The organism is Leptospira chreensis (assembly GCF_016919165.1).
GTDB lineage: Bacteria > Spirochaetota > Leptospiria > Leptospirales > Leptospiraceae > Leptospira_A > Leptospira_A chreensis.
In genome coordinates this window covers 158,122-172,983 of record NZ_JAFFPS010000057.1, presented here as the reverse complement: position 1 = coordinate 172,983, position 14,862 = coordinate 158,122, and the positions used below count along the sequence as shown (strand labels likewise).

At 41.6% G+C, this 14,862-nt stretch carries 15 protein-coding genes; 13 read left to right on the top strand and 2 right to left on the bottom strand.

Going from position 1 to position 14,862, the window contains the following annotated elements:
- The first annotated feature begins 285 nt into the window (after positions 1–285).
- From JWG41_RS15845 to JWG41_RS15785, 13 genes are all read left to right on the top strand, one after another.
- Positions 286–663 carry an NADH-quinone oxidoreductase subunit A gene (locus tag JWG41_RS15845; protein ID WP_205270874.1) on the top strand — a complete coding sequence of 126 codons (378 nt, stop codon included), beginning with the start codon at positions 286–288 and terminating at the stop codon, positions 661–663.
- A complete protein-coding gene (locus JWG41_RS15840; protein WP_205270824.1) occupies positions 654–1,214 on the top strand; it encodes an NADH-quinone oxidoreductase subunit B in 561 nt (186 codons plus the stop codon). Before JWG41_RS15845 ends, JWG41_RS15840 begins: the two co-directional genes overlap by 10 nt.
- Entirely contained in the window at positions 1,211–1,732 is a 522-nt protein-coding gene (locus tag JWG41_RS15835) for an NADH-quinone oxidoreductase subunit C (RefSeq protein ID WP_205270825.1), read from the top strand. The genes JWG41_RS15840 and JWG41_RS15835 overlap by 4 nt, the downstream gene beginning before the upstream one ends.
- A 16-nt stretch (positions 1,733–1,748) precedes the next feature.
- A complete protein-coding gene (locus JWG41_RS15830; protein ID WP_205270826.1) occupies positions 1,749–2,969 on the top strand; it encodes an NADH-quinone oxidoreductase subunit D in 1,221 nt (406 codons plus the stop codon).
- The gene (locus tag JWG41_RS15825) at positions 2,969–3,457 is read left to right on the top strand and encodes an NADH-quinone oxidoreductase subunit NuoE family protein (protein WP_205270827.1); all 489 of its coding nucleotides are present in this window, start codon (positions 2,969–2,971) and stop codon (positions 3,455–3,457) included. Before JWG41_RS15830 ends, JWG41_RS15825 begins: the two co-directional genes overlap by 1 nt.
- Before the next feature lies 1 nt (position 3,458).
- Complete coding sequence (gene nuoF / locus JWG41_RS15820; protein WP_205270828.1) at positions 3,459–4,730, top strand: NADH-quinone oxidoreductase subunit NuoF; 1,272 nt, start codon at positions 3,459–3,461, stop codon at positions 4,728–4,730.
- 16 nt (positions 4,731–4,746) lie between these two features.
- Positions 4,747–5,817, top strand: a complete 1,071-nt coding sequence (nuoH, locus tag JWG41_RS15815; protein ID WP_205270829.1) for an NADH-quinone oxidoreductase subunit NuoH — start codon at positions 4,747–4,749, stop codon at positions 5,815–5,817.
- Positions 5,796–6,413, top strand: coding sequence for an NADH-quinone oxidoreductase subunit J family protein (locus JWG41_RS15810; protein WP_205270830.1), 618 nt, complete (start codon positions 5,796–5,798; stop codon positions 6,411–6,413). Before nuoH ends, JWG41_RS15810 begins: the two co-directional genes overlap by 22 nt.
- On the top strand, positions 6,410–6,730 hold the full coding sequence (nuoK, locus tag JWG41_RS15805) for an NADH-quinone oxidoreductase subunit NuoK (protein ID WP_205270831.1): 321 nt from the start codon (positions 6,410–6,412) through the stop codon (positions 6,728–6,730). Before JWG41_RS15810 ends, nuoK begins: the two co-directional genes overlap by 4 nt.
- Positions 6,731–6,734: 4 nt before the next feature.
- Positions 6,735–8,663, top strand: coding sequence for an NADH-quinone oxidoreductase subunit L (nuoL, locus tag JWG41_RS15800; RefSeq protein ID WP_205270856.1), 1,929 nt, complete (start codon positions 6,735–6,737; stop codon positions 8,661–8,663).
- 1 nt (position 8,664) lies between these two features.
- On the top strand, positions 8,665–10,398 hold the full coding sequence (locus tag JWG41_RS15795; RefSeq protein ID WP_205270855.1) for a complex I subunit 4 family protein: 1,734 nt from the start codon (positions 8,665–8,667) through the stop codon (positions 10,396–10,398).
- A gap of 3 nt (positions 10,399–10,401) precedes the next feature.
- Positions 10,402–11,844 carry an NADH-quinone oxidoreductase subunit N gene (locus tag JWG41_RS15790; protein WP_205270832.1) on the top strand — a complete coding sequence of 481 codons (1,443 nt, stop codon included), beginning with the start codon at positions 10,402–10,404 and terminating at the stop codon, positions 11,842–11,844.
- 92 nt (positions 11,845–11,936) lie between these two features.
- Positions 11,937–12,470: a cupin domain-containing protein gene (locus JWG41_RS15785; protein ID WP_205270833.1), complete on the top strand. Its 534-nt coding sequence runs from the start codon at positions 11,937–11,939 to the stop codon at positions 12,468–12,470.
- Here the strand turns inward: JWG41_RS15785 and recJ are convergent.
- Both recJ and JWG41_RS15775 read right to left on the bottom strand, forming a co-directional pair.
- Positions 12,467–14,416, bottom strand: a complete 1,950-nt coding sequence (gene recJ / locus JWG41_RS15780; protein WP_205270854.1) for a single-stranded-DNA-specific exonuclease RecJ — start codon at positions 14,414–14,416, stop codon at positions 12,467–12,469. The genes JWG41_RS15785 and recJ overlap by 4 nt on opposite strands.
- Positions 14,404–14,724, bottom strand: coding sequence for a bactofilin family protein (locus tag JWG41_RS15775; RefSeq protein ID WP_002973855.1), 321 nt, complete (start codon positions 14,722–14,724; stop codon positions 14,404–14,406). Before JWG41_RS15775 ends, recJ begins: the two co-directional genes overlap by 13 nt.
- Positions 14,725–14,862: the final 138 nt, after the last annotated feature.

Below are 14,862 nucleotides of genomic sequence, written 5' to 3'. Positions count from 1 at the left end.
GTTCTGAGAAACCAATGACAGGTAGTGATTTCAGGGACAAAGCTAGTAGATTGGAATTGGGAAAGGCAGTTACTTTTTTCAGTGAATTTCCTTTTCCAATCGCTTTCGAAGTCTCCTTACTTTTCTTTTTCAGGAGTTGAGAAAAGTGACTCAAGAGAAATTGCGATCGGCAATCCTTTGAGAGCCATTCTCAAATAACCGCCATTTTCTTATCTAAATTGAGAAAACTCACTCGAAAAGAATCTCGTCTTGACAATTCAAAATAAGGATGAGATCATTCAAGGAATGGGTTCTGCACCAGATAGTTTTGCGCCAATCCTCTTACAACTTTTGCTCGGAGTCGGTTTTTCCGCTCTGATCTTATCACTTGCCTTCCTTCTCAACCCGAAGAAAAAATCGAAACCCCAAGACACGTTCGAATGTGGGGTGACATACTACGGTGATGCAAGAGGACTCTTCAACATCAAGTTCTACCTTGTTGCGGTTCTTTTCATTCTCTTCGATATAGAAGCCGTCTTCTTATACCCTTGGGCAGTGAACTTAATCAGTTTCAAAGAAGCAGGTCTTGGAACTTTCTTCCTTTTGGAGATGTTTTTCTTTTTACTCATACTTGTTGTGGGTCTATACTATATATGGAAAAAGGGAGCACTGGAATGGGATTAACAGAAACACTATCCAAACCCGGCGAGATGTTTGGAGATATGTTCCAAGTCGCAACACTCGATAACGTAGTGCAGTGGGGACAAAGTTTTTCTTTGTGGCCGTATCCTTTTGCAACGGCATGTTGCGGGATTGAATACATGAGCACCGCTTGTGCTGATTATGATATTGCTCGTTTCGGAGCGGAACGTCCTTCTTTTTCCCCGCGCCAAGCTGATATGATTTTAGTACTCGGAACCATTACTTATAAAATGGCTCCCGTATTACGCCAGATATACGACCAATTGGCGGAACCCAAATTTGTTATTTCTGTGGGTGCTTGTGCTTCTTCTGGTGGGATGTTCCACACCTACGGTGTGTTACAAGGTGTAGACCGGATCCTTCCTGTGGATGTTTATGTTCCTGGTTGCCCTCCAAGACCAGAAGCACTTCTCGATGCCCTTGTCAAACTTCAGAAGAAAGTCCAAAGCCAAGGATTGGAAGCAAGACGACAAGAAGTGATGAGAAAGATCGAAGAAATCAACGAACGCAACAAACCTCTCGTAGTCGCATGAAAGAAACAATTACTGAATACCTAAACTCACGGTTTTCCGATGTATTACTCCCGCAAAGGGACATAAACACGAATTTACTTTATTTTAGCATTAAAGCGGAAGCCCTTCCTTCCGTTGTACAGGCGTTAAAGGATCATCCAGAGTTTGCTTTTACTTATCTGAATGACCTCACTTCCGTGGATTGGCTTGGGAAAAGGGAACCAAGGTTCGAAGTGGTTTATTTACTTCGTTCTCCTAAAAACAAACACTTTCGTATGCAACTCCGAGTGCCTGTGGGAGAAGGGGAAGATGTTCCGAGTCTCTCTGGGATTTTTCCTGCCGCCAATTGGCCGGAAAGAGAAGTATATGACTTGATGGGGATTTCATTCTCCAACCATCCACAGATGGAACGTCTCATTATGCCTGATAATTTTGTAGGCCATCCTCTTCGTAAGGACTATCCATTAGAAGGCCCAGGCCAAGATTATCTCATCGAAGATTTACTCACCATTCATGTGAACGAGGATATTACCGGTTAGGCGGTAGAAAATCATTATGGTAATGTACGAAAAAACAGCCGAACATTTTGGCAAAAAATTCAAAGACCTACCGGAAGGCCATTTACTTGTCAACCTTGGGCCAAGCCATCCCGCAACTCATGGAATTTTACAAAACGTAATCCAAATTGATGGAGAACGTGTTGTCGACACAGAATCAGTCATTGGCTATGTTCACCGTTGTTTTGAAAAACTAGGCGAACGTTACGATTACAACCAGTTCTTAGTTTGTACGGATCGTATGAACTATGTGTCCACCCCATTGAATAATATTGGATGGATCCTCACTGTAGAAAAGATGATGCAGATCGAAGTTCCTGATCGAGTGACCTATGTTCGGATGATCATTTCGGAACTTTCCCGGATGATGGATCATATCATTTGTAATGGAATCATCGGTGTGGATCTTGGGGCTTTTTCTGGTCTTTTGCATTTATTTCATCATAGAGAAAACATTTATCAAATTTTAGAGAAACTAACGGGTGCTCGGTTGACTACAACCTTCTGTCGTGTTGGTGGAATGGAAAGGGATATCTATCCTGAATTCCAAAAAGAAATCAAAATCATCCTCAAAGGTTTAAAACCTGCTTTGGATGAATTTGAGGAACTTCTCATTCGTAATAAAATTTTTAATGAAAGAACCGCGGGGATTGGTGGAATTTCTGCAGAAAGAGCCATTGCTTACGGATTTTCTGGACCAAACCTAAGAGCCGCAGGGGTTCCTTGGGATGTTCGAAAAGATGATCCTTATATGTTTTATGACAAAGTAGACTTTGACATTCCTGTGGGACAGGACGGATCTGCTCTTGACAGAACGCTTGTTCGTATGGAAGAGATGCGTCAGTCCATGCGAATCATTGAACAACTGATCGATGGTATCCCTGATGGTCCATACCATGCAGATGTTCCACATACCTTCCTTCCTCCGAAGGACAAGGTATACAATAATATGGAAGAACTCATTTATCATTTTAAAATCATTATGCATGGCGTAAAAGTTCCTCCAGGGGAATACTATATGGCAACGGAAGCCGCTAACGGTGAACTTGGGTTTTATGTGGTCTCGGAGGGAGAAAAAACTCCTTGGCGCGTACATGTAAGACGTCCTTGTTTTTGGTATTACCAAGCGTTTCCTGAACTTGTCAAAGGAGGACTCCTTGCTGATACAATTGCAACTATGTCTTCACTCAACGTCATAGCAGGGGAGTTGGATTGTTAATGGTTTATCAGTTTTCACAAGATTCGGAAAAACGATTCCAAAGGTTGATCCCGCAGTTCCCAAACAAACGTTCCTTAATTTTACCATGCCTTTTTCTTTTACAAACTGACAAAGGTTTTGTGGACCAAGAAGGGATGCAATACATCGCAGAACGGATTGGAGCACCAGTCTCTCTCGCACAAGTGCATGGGGTGGCTACCTTCTATACCATGTACAATAAAAAACCCGTAGGTAAGTTCCATATACAAATTTGTGGAAACATTTCTTGTTACCTCTCGGGATCTGATTCCATTACAAAACATGTATGTTCTAAATTAGGAATTGAAGCCGGAGAAACCACAAAAGATAAAAAGTTTACTGTGGATGAAGTGCAGTGTCTTGGTGCTTGTGGGTTTGGACCTGTGGCACAAATCAATGATCGTTATTATGAAAATCTAACCCCAGAGATCATAGAAAACATCCTCTCCGAATTGGATAAGCAGGTATAAAATGGGACTAAAGACCTTACTCACAACTCATATTGATGCTGCCGATTCCCATACCTTAAACCATTACCGTTCCGTTGGTGGGTATGAAAGTCAGAAGAAAGCTTTTTCTGAGATGACCGCCGAACAAATCGTAAACGACGTGAAAAACTCTGGTCTTCGTGGCCGTGGTGGTGCTGGTTTTCCTACGGGAAACAAATGGGGATTCATTCCGAAAACAGACAAACCAAAGTATTTAATTTGTAATGGGGACGAAGGCGAACCGGGAACATTCAAAGACCGGCTCCTCTTAGAAAAACTTCCTCATATGCTGATTGAAGGAATGGTTATTGCGGCCAAAGCAATCGATTCCCACCAAGGTTATATTTACATTCGCGGTGAATTCCATAAAGGAATTCGTGTTGTCGAAGAGGCGGTGGAAGAAGCTTACAAAGCAGGCCTTCTTGGTAAAAATATCATGGGCTTTGGGTATGACTTTGATTTGGCGGTGTACTCCGGTGCCGGTGCTTATATTTGCGGAGAAGAATCCGCACTCATCAATTCCCTTGAGGGAAGGAGGGGCCATCCTCGTTTGAAACCACCATTCCCAGCGGTTTCTGGTCTTTATTCTTGTCCGACTGTCGTGAACAACGTAGAAACTTTTTGTAATGTCCCACATATCATACGTATGACGGGAGAAGAATACAAAAAGATTGGAACAGAAAAATCTCCTGGAACCAGATTATTTGCTGTCAGTGGGCACGTGAAAAAACCAGGAATTTATGAAGTGGAAATGGGAACTCCGATGAAGGAGCTCATTTATGATATCTGTGGTGGAATCAAAAACGATAAAACCCTAAAAGCTGTGATTCCAGGAGGAAGTTCTTCTCCCATTCTCACGGCAGAAGAAGCAATGACGGCAACTATGGATTACGAATCCATTGCCTCTCTCAAATCAATGTTAGGTTCTGGCGCTGTTATCATTCTTTCTGAGGTTGCGGATCTTGTAGAAACCACATACCGATTGGCGGAATTTTATTCTCATGAATCTTGTGGCCAATGTACACCTTGTCGCGAAGGAACACATTGGGTCAAAGACCTTCTCCATAAAATAAAGAACGGGGAGGGGACGGAAAAAGATGTAGAACTCATTTTTTCTTTGTCCAGAAATATGGAAGGGGGAACCACCATTTGTCCGTTAGCGGATGCATGTGTGATGGCAGTTCGTCCTACCATGACAAAGTTTAAAGGAGAGTTCTCGGCTCGATTGAAAAAGGAAGTGAGTATCTCTCACTAAAGGTCACCGAAACATTATGGACTGGGCTCTATTACTTGCTTGGGGGATCAAAATCCTCTCCTTATTTTTTGTAATCTTAACTGGCGTTGCTTATTATACGCTCGCCGAACGTAAGTTTGCTGGTTTTATCCAGGATCGACCCGGTCCAAACCGTGCCGGCCCTTTTGGAATTTTTCAACCTCTAGCGGATGGAATCAAATTCATCGCCAAAGAAGAAATTTTTCCAAAAAATGTTTCCAAAGGAATGTATCTTTTGGCACCCACCATCTCCATGACCTGTGCCATTATGGCTTGGGCTGTGATTCCTTTTGGGGGAACTCTTCCCGCACCGGAATGGCTTACCGCACTTACAGGTGTGGCTACGATCGACTTACAAATTGCTAACCCTGACTCGGGTGTTTTGTATTTACTTGCCATTTCTTCTTTGTCAGTCTACGGAATTATGATTGCTGGTTGGTCGAGTAACAATAAGTATTCGCTCCTCGGTGGAGTTAGGTCAACCGCACAGATGATCAGTTATGAACTTCCCATGGGACTTTCCATTATCGTGATTGTGATTATGACTGGATCTTTAAAGTTAACAGAGATCAGTGATTCCCAAAAAGATATGTGGAATATTTTATCTCCCCCTGGTTTTGTTGCTTTTTTTATCTATGTGACAGCAATGTTTGCGGAAACAAACCGTCTTCCTTTTGACTTGGCGGAGGCGGAATCAGAACTAGTTGTGGGTTTTCATACGGAATACGGTGCCTTTAAGTTTGCCTTATTTTTTTTGGCAGAATACATGAACATGATCACTATGTCATGCCTTACCACCTTACTTTTCTTTGGTGGCTATAATGTTCCATTTCAGTTGGGTGCGGGCTCTCCCTACCAAGCCTTTATTGGCCTTGGATTTTTTATTCTGAAAGTCCTATTCTTTGCCTTTTTATTCATCTGGGTTCGTTGGACTTTGCCTCGGTTTCGTTATGACCAACTCATGAAACTTGGTTGGAAAAAGATGATTCCTTGGGGTCTTTTCGCGGTAATGTTTTCGGCCGTTTATACAGTATATTGGAAAGAAGGATGGATGAAATTATTTATATGAATATAGAAACTTCTCCTTCCTTTTTATTATTTATTTTTTTTGGAACAGTGACTGTTGTTACGGCCCTAAGTGTTATCTTTCAAAAAAATCCGGTGGTTTCAGCCGTATCTCTTGTTTTTACATTCTTTGCTTTGGCTGGAATTTATGGAATCATGGGAGCCCTCTTTATTGCTACAATGCAGGTGTTAGTGTATGCCGGTGCCATTATGGTACTTGTGGTGTTTGTGTTGATGTTACTTTCTCAAAGAGCGGAAACATTATCTAGATACCGGGAGTATCCGATTCGACTCGTTTTACTTTCCGTTTTTGTTTTTGGTTTTTTCTTTTTATTGTATAGTGCTCTCACAACAGGTGTCCCTCACTCCGAACAAATGGGAAAAGGATATGAACTCTCGCAGTATTCCTTTCCTATCCAGGGAACCGCTGCTGTAAATGCAAAAGGTAACGTGGCTACCGTGGGTGCATCCACCTATTTGGATTATTTACTTCCTTTTGAAATGATCTCCATCTTACTTCTTGTTGCCGTTCTTGGTGCCGTCATCCTTGCTAAAAAAAGAAACACGGAAGTGGAACAAACAAAGGATACAATTCTATGAACCCAATCGTCAATGGTATCCCCATTTCATACATCCTCGGACTTGCTGGAATTTTATTTTCCATTGGTGTTCTTGGAGTTCTCATTCGTCGGAACATCGTCATCATCTTTATGTCTGTGGAATTGATTTTGAATTCAGTGAATTTAGTTTTTGTAACATTTTCGAAAGCCCTTTCCCATATTTCCGGTGAAACCGTTGTATTCTTTGTGATGGCAATTGCGGCTGCAGAAGCAGCCGTTGGCCTTGCACTTGTGATTGCAATCTTTCGCCATAAAAAATCCACCAATGTGGATGAACTCCAATCGATGAGATGGTAATCCTATGTTAGAGATATTTCCTTTAGTTGTCTTCCTTCCTCTCGTTGGTTTTTTATTCAATGGTCTACTAAAAGGTAGGATCCCTCACCGTATGGCCGGTGCGATTGGAACTTTAGCCGTATTCATTCCTTTTCTCATCACCTTAGGTGCGTTTAACGAATTTCGCCCTATGGAAAGAACGGCACCGCATTTGGTTCCTGTTTTTGATTGGATTGTTGTTGGGAATTTTAAATCCTCCTTTGGATACCAAATCGACCAACTTTCCCTTTATATGACTCTTATCATCACGGGAATAGGATCTTTAATTCATTTGTATTCGATGGGATACATGAAATCCAATCTGAGTTATAACCGGTTTTTCGCTTATTTGAATTTATTTATCTTTTGTATGTTGAACCTTGTCCTGAGTGACAACTTGGTTTTGACCTTCCTTGGTTGGGAAGGGGTGGGACTTAGTTCTTACCTTCTCATTGGTTTTGACTATGACAAAAGTTCGGCGGCCGAAGCGGGGATGAAAGCATTTGTTCTCAACCGTATTGGGGATGTGGGTTTTATTTTGGGAACTGGATTTTTGTTTTGGTTTGGGGGGAGTTTACAATACTTAGAACTCCAATCCAATTTGAGTGGACTCACTCAGTTTGCACCTTACGCGAATATTGTGGCTTTGTTTTTCTTTATCGCCTCTATGGGTAAGTCAGCACAGATCCCACTCTATGTATGGCTTCCAGATGCGATGGCAGGTCCCACTCCAGTCTCCGCTCTCATTCATGCGGCTACCATGGTGACTGCGGGAATCTTTCTCATTGCTCGTCTCAACTTTGTATTTTTACTCGCACCGGAAACTTCCCTTTTCATCGCTTGTATTGGTGCCACAACTGCTCTATTTGCAGCAACCATCGGAACCTTACAAAACGATATCAAAAAGATCCTTGCCTACTCGACAGTATCGCAACTTGGGTTTATGTTTCTTGCGATGGGAAGTATGAGTTATGTTGCAGGACTTTTTCATCTAATGACCCATGCTTTTTTTAAGGCTTTGTTATTTCTCGGGGCGGGATCTGTGATCCACGCACTCCACCACGAACAAAATATCAAACATATGGGAGGTCTTTTTGGCAAAATCAAAATTACTTCCTTTACCTTCTTACTCGGAACACTGGCCATTGCCGGATTTTTTCCTTTCTCTGGATTTTTCTCCAAAGATTTAATTTTAGAAAAAGCTTACACTTACGGAGCTTATGGTTCCATCCTTTGGACCATGGGGATTGTGGCGGCTTTTTTCACTTCGTTTTATATGTTTCGCCTCGTCTTTGTTGTGTTCTTTGGTAAAAACAATACAGATCCTCACCACAAAATCCACGAATCTCCATGGACAATGACCTTTCCTCTCGTTGTACTAGCGTTTGGTGCTGTTGTTGTAGGGTTTTTACAAACACCGCATTTCTTTTTACATATCGATACTTTGGAAAGGTATTTTGCACCCGTATTCAGTAAAGGTTATGAACTAGCCTCATTACATGGAAGTCTTGCGGAACACAAATCCCTTGTGCATGATGTGGAACTTTCCCTTGCTGCTTTTTCTGTAGCAATTGGAACTGTGGGACTGATTTTAGCGTATTTCCTCTACCAGAGAAAACTAAATCCAGTAATAGAAGAACATACGGGTTTTCGAAAGATTCTTTTTCATAAATACTATATAGATGAAATCTATGATTTAGTTTTGGTTCGCCCCTTTCTTTTTGTTTCGAAGGGGATTGCTTTCTTTTTCGATACCAAAATCCTGGATCGTTTTTTCTTAAACATAGGACTTAGTTTTGGTCTGATTGCCAATGGGCTTCGACGGCTCCAGTCCGGATTTATTGGTGATTATGCTTTGTATGTGGTCATTGGTACATTTTGTATTTTAGTGTATCTATTAACGAGGGGGGTGTAAGGTGCCGGAACAAATTCTTTCCTTCATTATCTTTTTACCAATTCTTTCTGCCTTTGTGATCGTTTTCCAAAAACGAATGGGAACAGTGGTTGTCATTTCTGCTTTGTCTTCTGCATTTACGACCATCCTATCCGTGGGTTTGTTCTTTTTGTATGACCCTACCAAATCAGGCCTTCAGTTTGTACATTGGATACCGGATTGGATCCTTTCTGGAAAACTCAGCGTAGATTACCATGTGGGTCTGGATGGAGTTTCTCTTTTATTATTTGGGCTCACTGCCTTTATGTTTTTTCTTTCGAGCCTTGCTTCTTGGTCGAACATCCCCAAAAAAATTAAAGAATTTCATATCTGCCTACTTGTTTTAGAAACAGCCGTCCTTGGCGTTTTTTCAGCGGGTAACCTTGTCCTTTATTATGTATTTTGGGAACTAATGGTTCTTCCGATGGTTCTGATGATTGGAATCTGGGGTGGGGAAGATAGAACCAAAGCTGCACTCAAATACTTTTTATTTTCCATGGCTGGTTCCTTGTTTATGTTAGGTGGTATTCTTACACTTTACTTCAAAACAGGGAAAACTTCTATTGAGTCTTTGGCTACGGCAAACCTTGGAATGTATTCCGAACCCCTCCAGTGGTTTTTGTTTTTTAGTTTTTTCTTAGCCTTTGCCATTAAAATCCCACTCTTTCCATTCCATACTTGGATGCCAGATGTCCACACCCAAGCACCTACTGTTGGTTCGGTGGACTTGGCGGGAGTTTTGTTAAAGATTGGAGCCTATGGTTTCATTAGATTCTGTATTCCTTTTTTCCCGGAACCAAGTTTGTTATCCCAAAATTGGATTCAAATCCTTGCTGTTATCGGCATTGTGTATGGATCAATGGCTGCTCTTGTGCAGACAGATATCAAACGAATCATTGCATATAGTTCGTTATCCCATTTAGGTTTTTGTATTTTGGGAATCTTTTCTTTTACCAAAGAAGGAGTTGTCGGGGGGATGTTGCAGATGATTTCCCACGGTGTTTCTACCGGGATGCTTTTCCTTATGATTGGTATGATTTACGAAAGATCTCATACGAGAAACATTGCCGAGTTTGGTGGTCTTGCCAAACAAATGCCGGTGTTCTCTACTTTCTTTTTGATCGCTGTTTTGTCTTCTGTCGGTCTTCCGGGAACGAACGGATTTGTGGGTGAGTTTCTCATCCTAATGGGAGCCATCAAATCCAATGTTTGGCTTGGTGGGATTGCCGCCACGGGTGTAGTGCTTGGAGCCCTTTATCTTTTATGGTTTGTGAAACGATTCCTTTTTGGTGTGAGTAAAACCATCCAAGCCAAACCTTATAAAGATTTAAGTTTTCGAGAGGTGGGAATTTTATCTCCCCTTGTTATTTTTATTTTTTGGATTGGGATTTATCCAAAACCATTTTTAGAAATTTTACAATCATCAGCCAATGTGTATTTGAACTCAGCATCCGTGCAATCCATTGCGGAACGAAAAGACATCCAAAAAGATTTTCATTCCGGAACTTCGAGCCGACAATTTTCGGATTACACGAGTTTAGGTAAGGAACCACTTTCGTATGAAGAAAGGTTGGGAGCTTATCAGTCGAAGTTTGCGCTTCCCAGTTTTGTTTACTTAAAATCAAATCCACCAAATTTGAATTTAGACAATTTGGACGAGTCCATTGAGTCGGATTTTGAATTGGAACCAACCCCGAAAGAGACTATAGGAAACTAACCCATGTCATATACTCCTTCTGCCAATGACCTGATCGCCATCTCTCCCATGCTCATACTATGCGGGGTGGCTTTACTTTCCCTTGTGGTTCAATTTCTCATTCCGAGAGAAGAAGATTCCAAACCACTTTGGGTCCTTTCTATTTTAGGAATCACTGGAGCCATGTATGCTCTATATCATACAACTGGATCTCCAGGGTATGGTAAGTTTTTTGGATCACAGATCTCTTTAAGTCCACTCACCGTATGGCTCAGTGCAATTTATTTGATTGCGGGACTCATCACTCTACTCATTGCTCCCCCTTTTCTTTCCGAACACAAAACTCTATTCCCTGAGTTTTTTCCCCTCGTACTCTTTTGTTTGTCGGGAATGATGTTTTTAACCTCTGGTTATGATTTTATTGTCATCTTTGTCGGTTTAGAAATCCTTTCTCTCTCGTTGTATGTAATGATTGGAATGGCTCGTTCTTCTGTATCATCTCTAGAAAGTGCGATGAAGTATTTTTTACTCGGATCTTTTAGTTCTGGGTTTATGTTGCTTGGGATTGCTTTTTTATATGGCGGATCAGGAACGACAAACTTAGACGGAGCCCTTCGTGGTCTTTTTCTAAAAGGGTATGAATCCAATTTTTCTAAATTAGGATTTGGTTTATTTTTAGTCGGGGTTTCTTTTAAAGCTGCCCTTGTTCCTTTTCACTCGTGGACTCCGGATGTGTATGAAGGATCCCAAACACCAATCACTGGTTTTATGGCCAGTGCGGGTAAGGCATCGGCCCTTGGTCTTATCATTGTTTTATTCAATCATGTTCCTATGGGTGAGGTTGGTGAGTCATGGAAATTCCTTATGGGAGCGATTGCTCTCATTTCCATGACTTGGGGAAATATCGTTGCTTTAAAACAAGAAAATCTCAAACGGATGTTAGCTTACTCATCCATTTCCCATGCAGGTTATATTGTGGCGGGGATTGTTTGTGGGGCAGGGCTCGAAGCTTTGTATTATCTTTTCTCGTATTCTCTTCTCAACTTAGTTGCCTTTGCCATCATCTCCTATTTGGAACAAGGCAAACATGAAGTGACAGTGGATGGAATCTCTCACTTAAGCGGTGAACACCCGTTAACAGCCCTTGCTCTTTCGATTGTCTTTTTGTCTTTTGCCGGTTTCCCACCTCTGATTGGATTTTGGACGAAACTCTTTCTTTTGCAAAAGATAGCTGAGTCGGATTTATTTTTTCACCGGATTTTACTCTTCGGAGCCGTAGCCAACTCCTGTGTGGCCTTCTACTACTATATGAAGATCACCATCCAGTCCTATATGAAACAGGAAACAGGGGCTGTGGCTGGGGTCAGAGACCTTCCGAGTATGCCGACTTTGGGATTTCTTGTGTTTTTACTCAGCCTATTCTTCACCGCCGGTTGGCTTTTCTTCCAACCTGGGGCTCTGCTTTAAATCTGCTATAGCAGAAATAGTTCCAGGATAGCGAAAAACGGGTTGATGGATTTGGCAGGGTGCAGAGGCTAGTCGATAAGTAGGTACGCACCATGGCAACCATTGTAAAAAAAACAGAAACCTTAACCGACCTAGACTTAATCAAGACCTTCCTTGTTTCCAAGGGACTTGTTTATGAATCCTATAAAACACCGGAAGCATTGGATTTGATCCTTGGCCAAAAGGGATTGAATGATGCCGAAAAAAGCGAAGTGCTATCTGGATTAGAATACCGTTTTGACCAACTAAAAAAGGAACATGGCTACAAGGCCAATGACCTCGTTGTTTTACATGACGAAGTGCCTGGCATCCAAGACATGTTAGCCAAATTTGACAAACTTCATATCCATACAGATGAAGAAGTGCGTTATATCATCGATGGAAGTGGTGTTTTCGGATTTATCATTGATGGGGAAAGATTTGAAGTGCATGTCAGTAAGGGAGATTTCCTTTCCATTCCGGCTAATACCAACCACTGGTTTACATTAGATAAAAACTTAAGAATTAAAGCCGTTCGTTATTTTAAAGACAACTCCGGATGGACTCCTGTGTATGTGGATGAATCTAAAGTATTGATTAACGCTTAATCCGATGCAATTCCAAACCATTCTACAATGAATTGTAGGGTGGTTCTTCCTTGGTAGAAGTTTTCTTCCAAACTCCCCACTAAATCAAAACTTCCATGTTCCGACATAAATTTTTGGAACTCGTCTCCCTTATTCCAAATCATGTACTTTAAAGATCCACTTCCAATCAAATGAAACCGGACATGTTTTCCCGCACTGAGTGGTGTTAGGTGGATGGCTTTTGCATTACGAATCGCAAGTTTGATATCGGGGTTTCCTTGGCCAAAGGGTTCTAGGTCTTTCCATTCTTTTAGAAGTCGTTCTCCCATCTCTTCCGTGAGAACGGTAAAATCAGTTTCTATGGAATGGATGGTGGATCTCTCTTTATCCTTGGACAACCACTCATCGGCGGTTGGATACAAGGCCGCTTCAAAGGCGGGAATTTTATCCAGTTGGATGGAAAATCCGCCAGCTTCGGGATGACCTCCGAAATGTAAAAAATGGCTTGCGAGAGATTCCAAAAGTTCGAGAACGTTTTCCCGTCCGTAGGAACGAATGCTTCCTCTCGCATCACCATTGTCAGGTGCTAAAAATATTGCCGGTTTTTTATAAGTATCCACCATTCTTGTGGCTACAATCCCACTCACACCTGGTTCCATATCAGGTTCATAACAAAACACAATTTGGTTTGTGGTTCGTTCGGGTTTGCGGGCAAAGTAACGTTCCACCCGATCCATATTCCGTTTGGTTCGTTCCTTTCTTTCCTCATTGATGGATAATAATTGTTTGGCTTTAGATTTGGCATCCTGGACTGTCTCAGATAAAAGTAGAGATACCGCTTCTTCCGTTTTCCCCATTCGTCCTGCCGAATTGAGGACAGGGCCAATCGACCAACCCAAATCCTTGGTTGTGATTCCATGCGGATTCAGTTTGAGTTCTTTTAGGAGTTCCGAGAGTCCTTTTCTTTTTTTGTCACCTGTATAGAGTTTGGTGAGAGATTGCAGAGCCAATTTCACAAAATGCCGGTTCTCACCGGTAAGAGGCATCATATCGGTAATGGTTCCAATCCCTGCAAGATCTGTTTCTTCTTCGAGTCCGGAGAAAAAATCAGGAATCTGAGAACATTGGTAATAGAAAAGTTTTCTTTCTTCTTCTACGGGAACGGAAGTAACAAAATCTTCCGGATAGGGCAGAATGTTTTTTCCCTCTAGATTTTGGGTTGCGATGGATTCCTTAGAAACCCTCACTCCGTTTTGGAAGTAGAGTGTTTCGCTTTGACCTGAGGAATTCTCTTCGGTTTTTGAATAGACTTTGTTAAACTCATCACTCATGCGAAATAGGATCGCAGAAACTAATTTAAACGATAATACGGCAGTGCAGATTTTTTTTTCTGGATAAACCGAGTCGGTTCTTCTTGGGTTCACCAAAGCACAGTTAGTGGGAATTCGCACGGGAACTTCGTGATGGTCCAGGACAATCATTCGAATCCCAGTGTTTGTTAATTCTTCGATTTCGTCGGCTTGGCTGGAACCAAAATCTAAAGTCACAAGCAGGTCTGGTTTTACTTTTTTAATTTTAACCAATGCTTCCTTACAAAGTCCATAAGGATCACTTTCCGAGGATACCATCACTTCTAAGTTGATATTAGAAAATTCGGGGTGAGATTTTAAAAAGAAGGCAAGGAGGCAAGTGGAACTCACTCCATCCGAATCGCGGTCTCCATACAAAAGAATTTTTTTGCCATCTTTTGCAAACTGGACTAAAAGTTCTACAGCATCGGATAAATCGGGTAAGGAGTAGGGAGAATGAAGGCAAGAGAAATCAGAAGTAAGAAGTTCCTTCGGATGGATATTACGAAGGCCCTCACGTTTATCAACTAAGTAACGTAATAGGGGCCTTTTGGAATCAACTTTGGTTCGTACCTCGGACAACAGTGGCCCGAAGTGAACCTTTGTTACATGATGCAATTGCCAATAATTTTGGAACCGAATTCTACTTCGAGTCCCGGTGTTTTGATATCACCAACGACCTTACCATTTTTTTTAAGTTCCACTTTTTCTTTTGCGTCCACATTTCCTTTTAGGTTACCATGAACCACAAGGCTTCCTACTTCTACATCGGCTTCTACATCACCAGTTTCATCGATGATGAGTTTTCCTTGGGAAGTGATGGTTCCTTTGAATTGACCTTTGATTTTTAATGTTTGGTTGAAGGAAAGGGTTCCGCGAAACGTGATGTCGTCGCTAATGATGGTGTCTATAGATTCGTCTTTCATCGGTAGGGATAGTCTTGTGTGATCCTTGCGTTTTGGCAACTACACAAGTATTTGTAATGAAAAGGAAATGGAAAAAAGTTCATATTTCAAGGGTTTTCTCTTGTGTCTCCACTTCAATTCTTGAACCTGGGTCTCAAG

What these genes read in the sequence shown, in the direction of transcription:
- JWG41_RS15790 (WP_205270832.1), top strand. Translation starts at nt 10,402, where the DNA reads ATGTCATATACTCCTTCTGCCAATGACCTGATCGCCATCTCTCCCATG.
- nuoH (WP_205270829.1), top strand. Translation starts at nt 4,747, where the DNA reads ATGGACTGGGCTCTATTACTTGCTTGGGGGATCAAAATCCTCTCCTTA.
- nuoK (WP_205270831.1), top strand. Translation starts at nt 6,410, where the DNA reads ATGAACCCAATCGTCAATGGTATCCCCATTTCATACATCCTCGGACTT.
- JWG41_RS15785 (WP_205270833.1), top strand. Translation starts at nt 11,937, where the DNA reads ATGGCAACCATTGTAAAAAAAACAGAAACCTTAACCGACCTAGACTTA.
- JWG41_RS15840 (WP_205270824.1), top strand. Translation starts at nt 654, where the DNA reads ATGGGATTAACAGAAACACTATCCAAACCCGGCGAGATGTTTGGAGAT.
- nuoL (WP_205270856.1), top strand. Translation starts at nt 6,735, where the DNA reads ATGTTAGAGATATTTCCTTTAGTTGTCTTCCTTCCTCTCGTTGGTTTT.
- JWG41_RS15830 (WP_205270826.1), top strand. Translation starts at nt 1,749, where the DNA reads ATGGTAATGTACGAAAAAACAGCCGAACATTTTGGCAAAAAATTCAAA.
- nuoF (WP_205270828.1), top strand. Translation starts at nt 3,459, where the DNA reads ATGGGACTAAAGACCTTACTCACAACTCATATTGATGCTGCCGATTCC.
- JWG41_RS15810 (WP_205270830.1), top strand. Translation starts at nt 5,796, where the DNA reads ATGGATGAAATTATTTATATGAATATAGAAACTTCTCCTTCCTTTTTA.
- JWG41_RS15825 (WP_205270827.1), top strand. Translation starts at nt 2,969, where the DNA reads ATGGTTTATCAGTTTTCACAAGATTCGGAAAAACGATTCCAAAGGTTG.
- JWG41_RS15775 (WP_002973855.1), bottom strand. Translation starts at nt 14,724, where the DNA reads ATGAAAGACGAATCTATAGACACCATCATTAGCGACGACATCACGTTT.
- JWG41_RS15845 (WP_205270874.1), top strand. Translation starts at nt 286, where the DNA reads ATGGGTTCTGCACCAGATAGTTTTGCGCCAATCCTCTTACAACTTTTG.
- JWG41_RS15835 (WP_205270825.1), top strand. Translation starts at nt 1,211, where the DNA reads ATGAAAGAAACAATTACTGAATACCTAAACTCACGGTTTTCCGATGTA.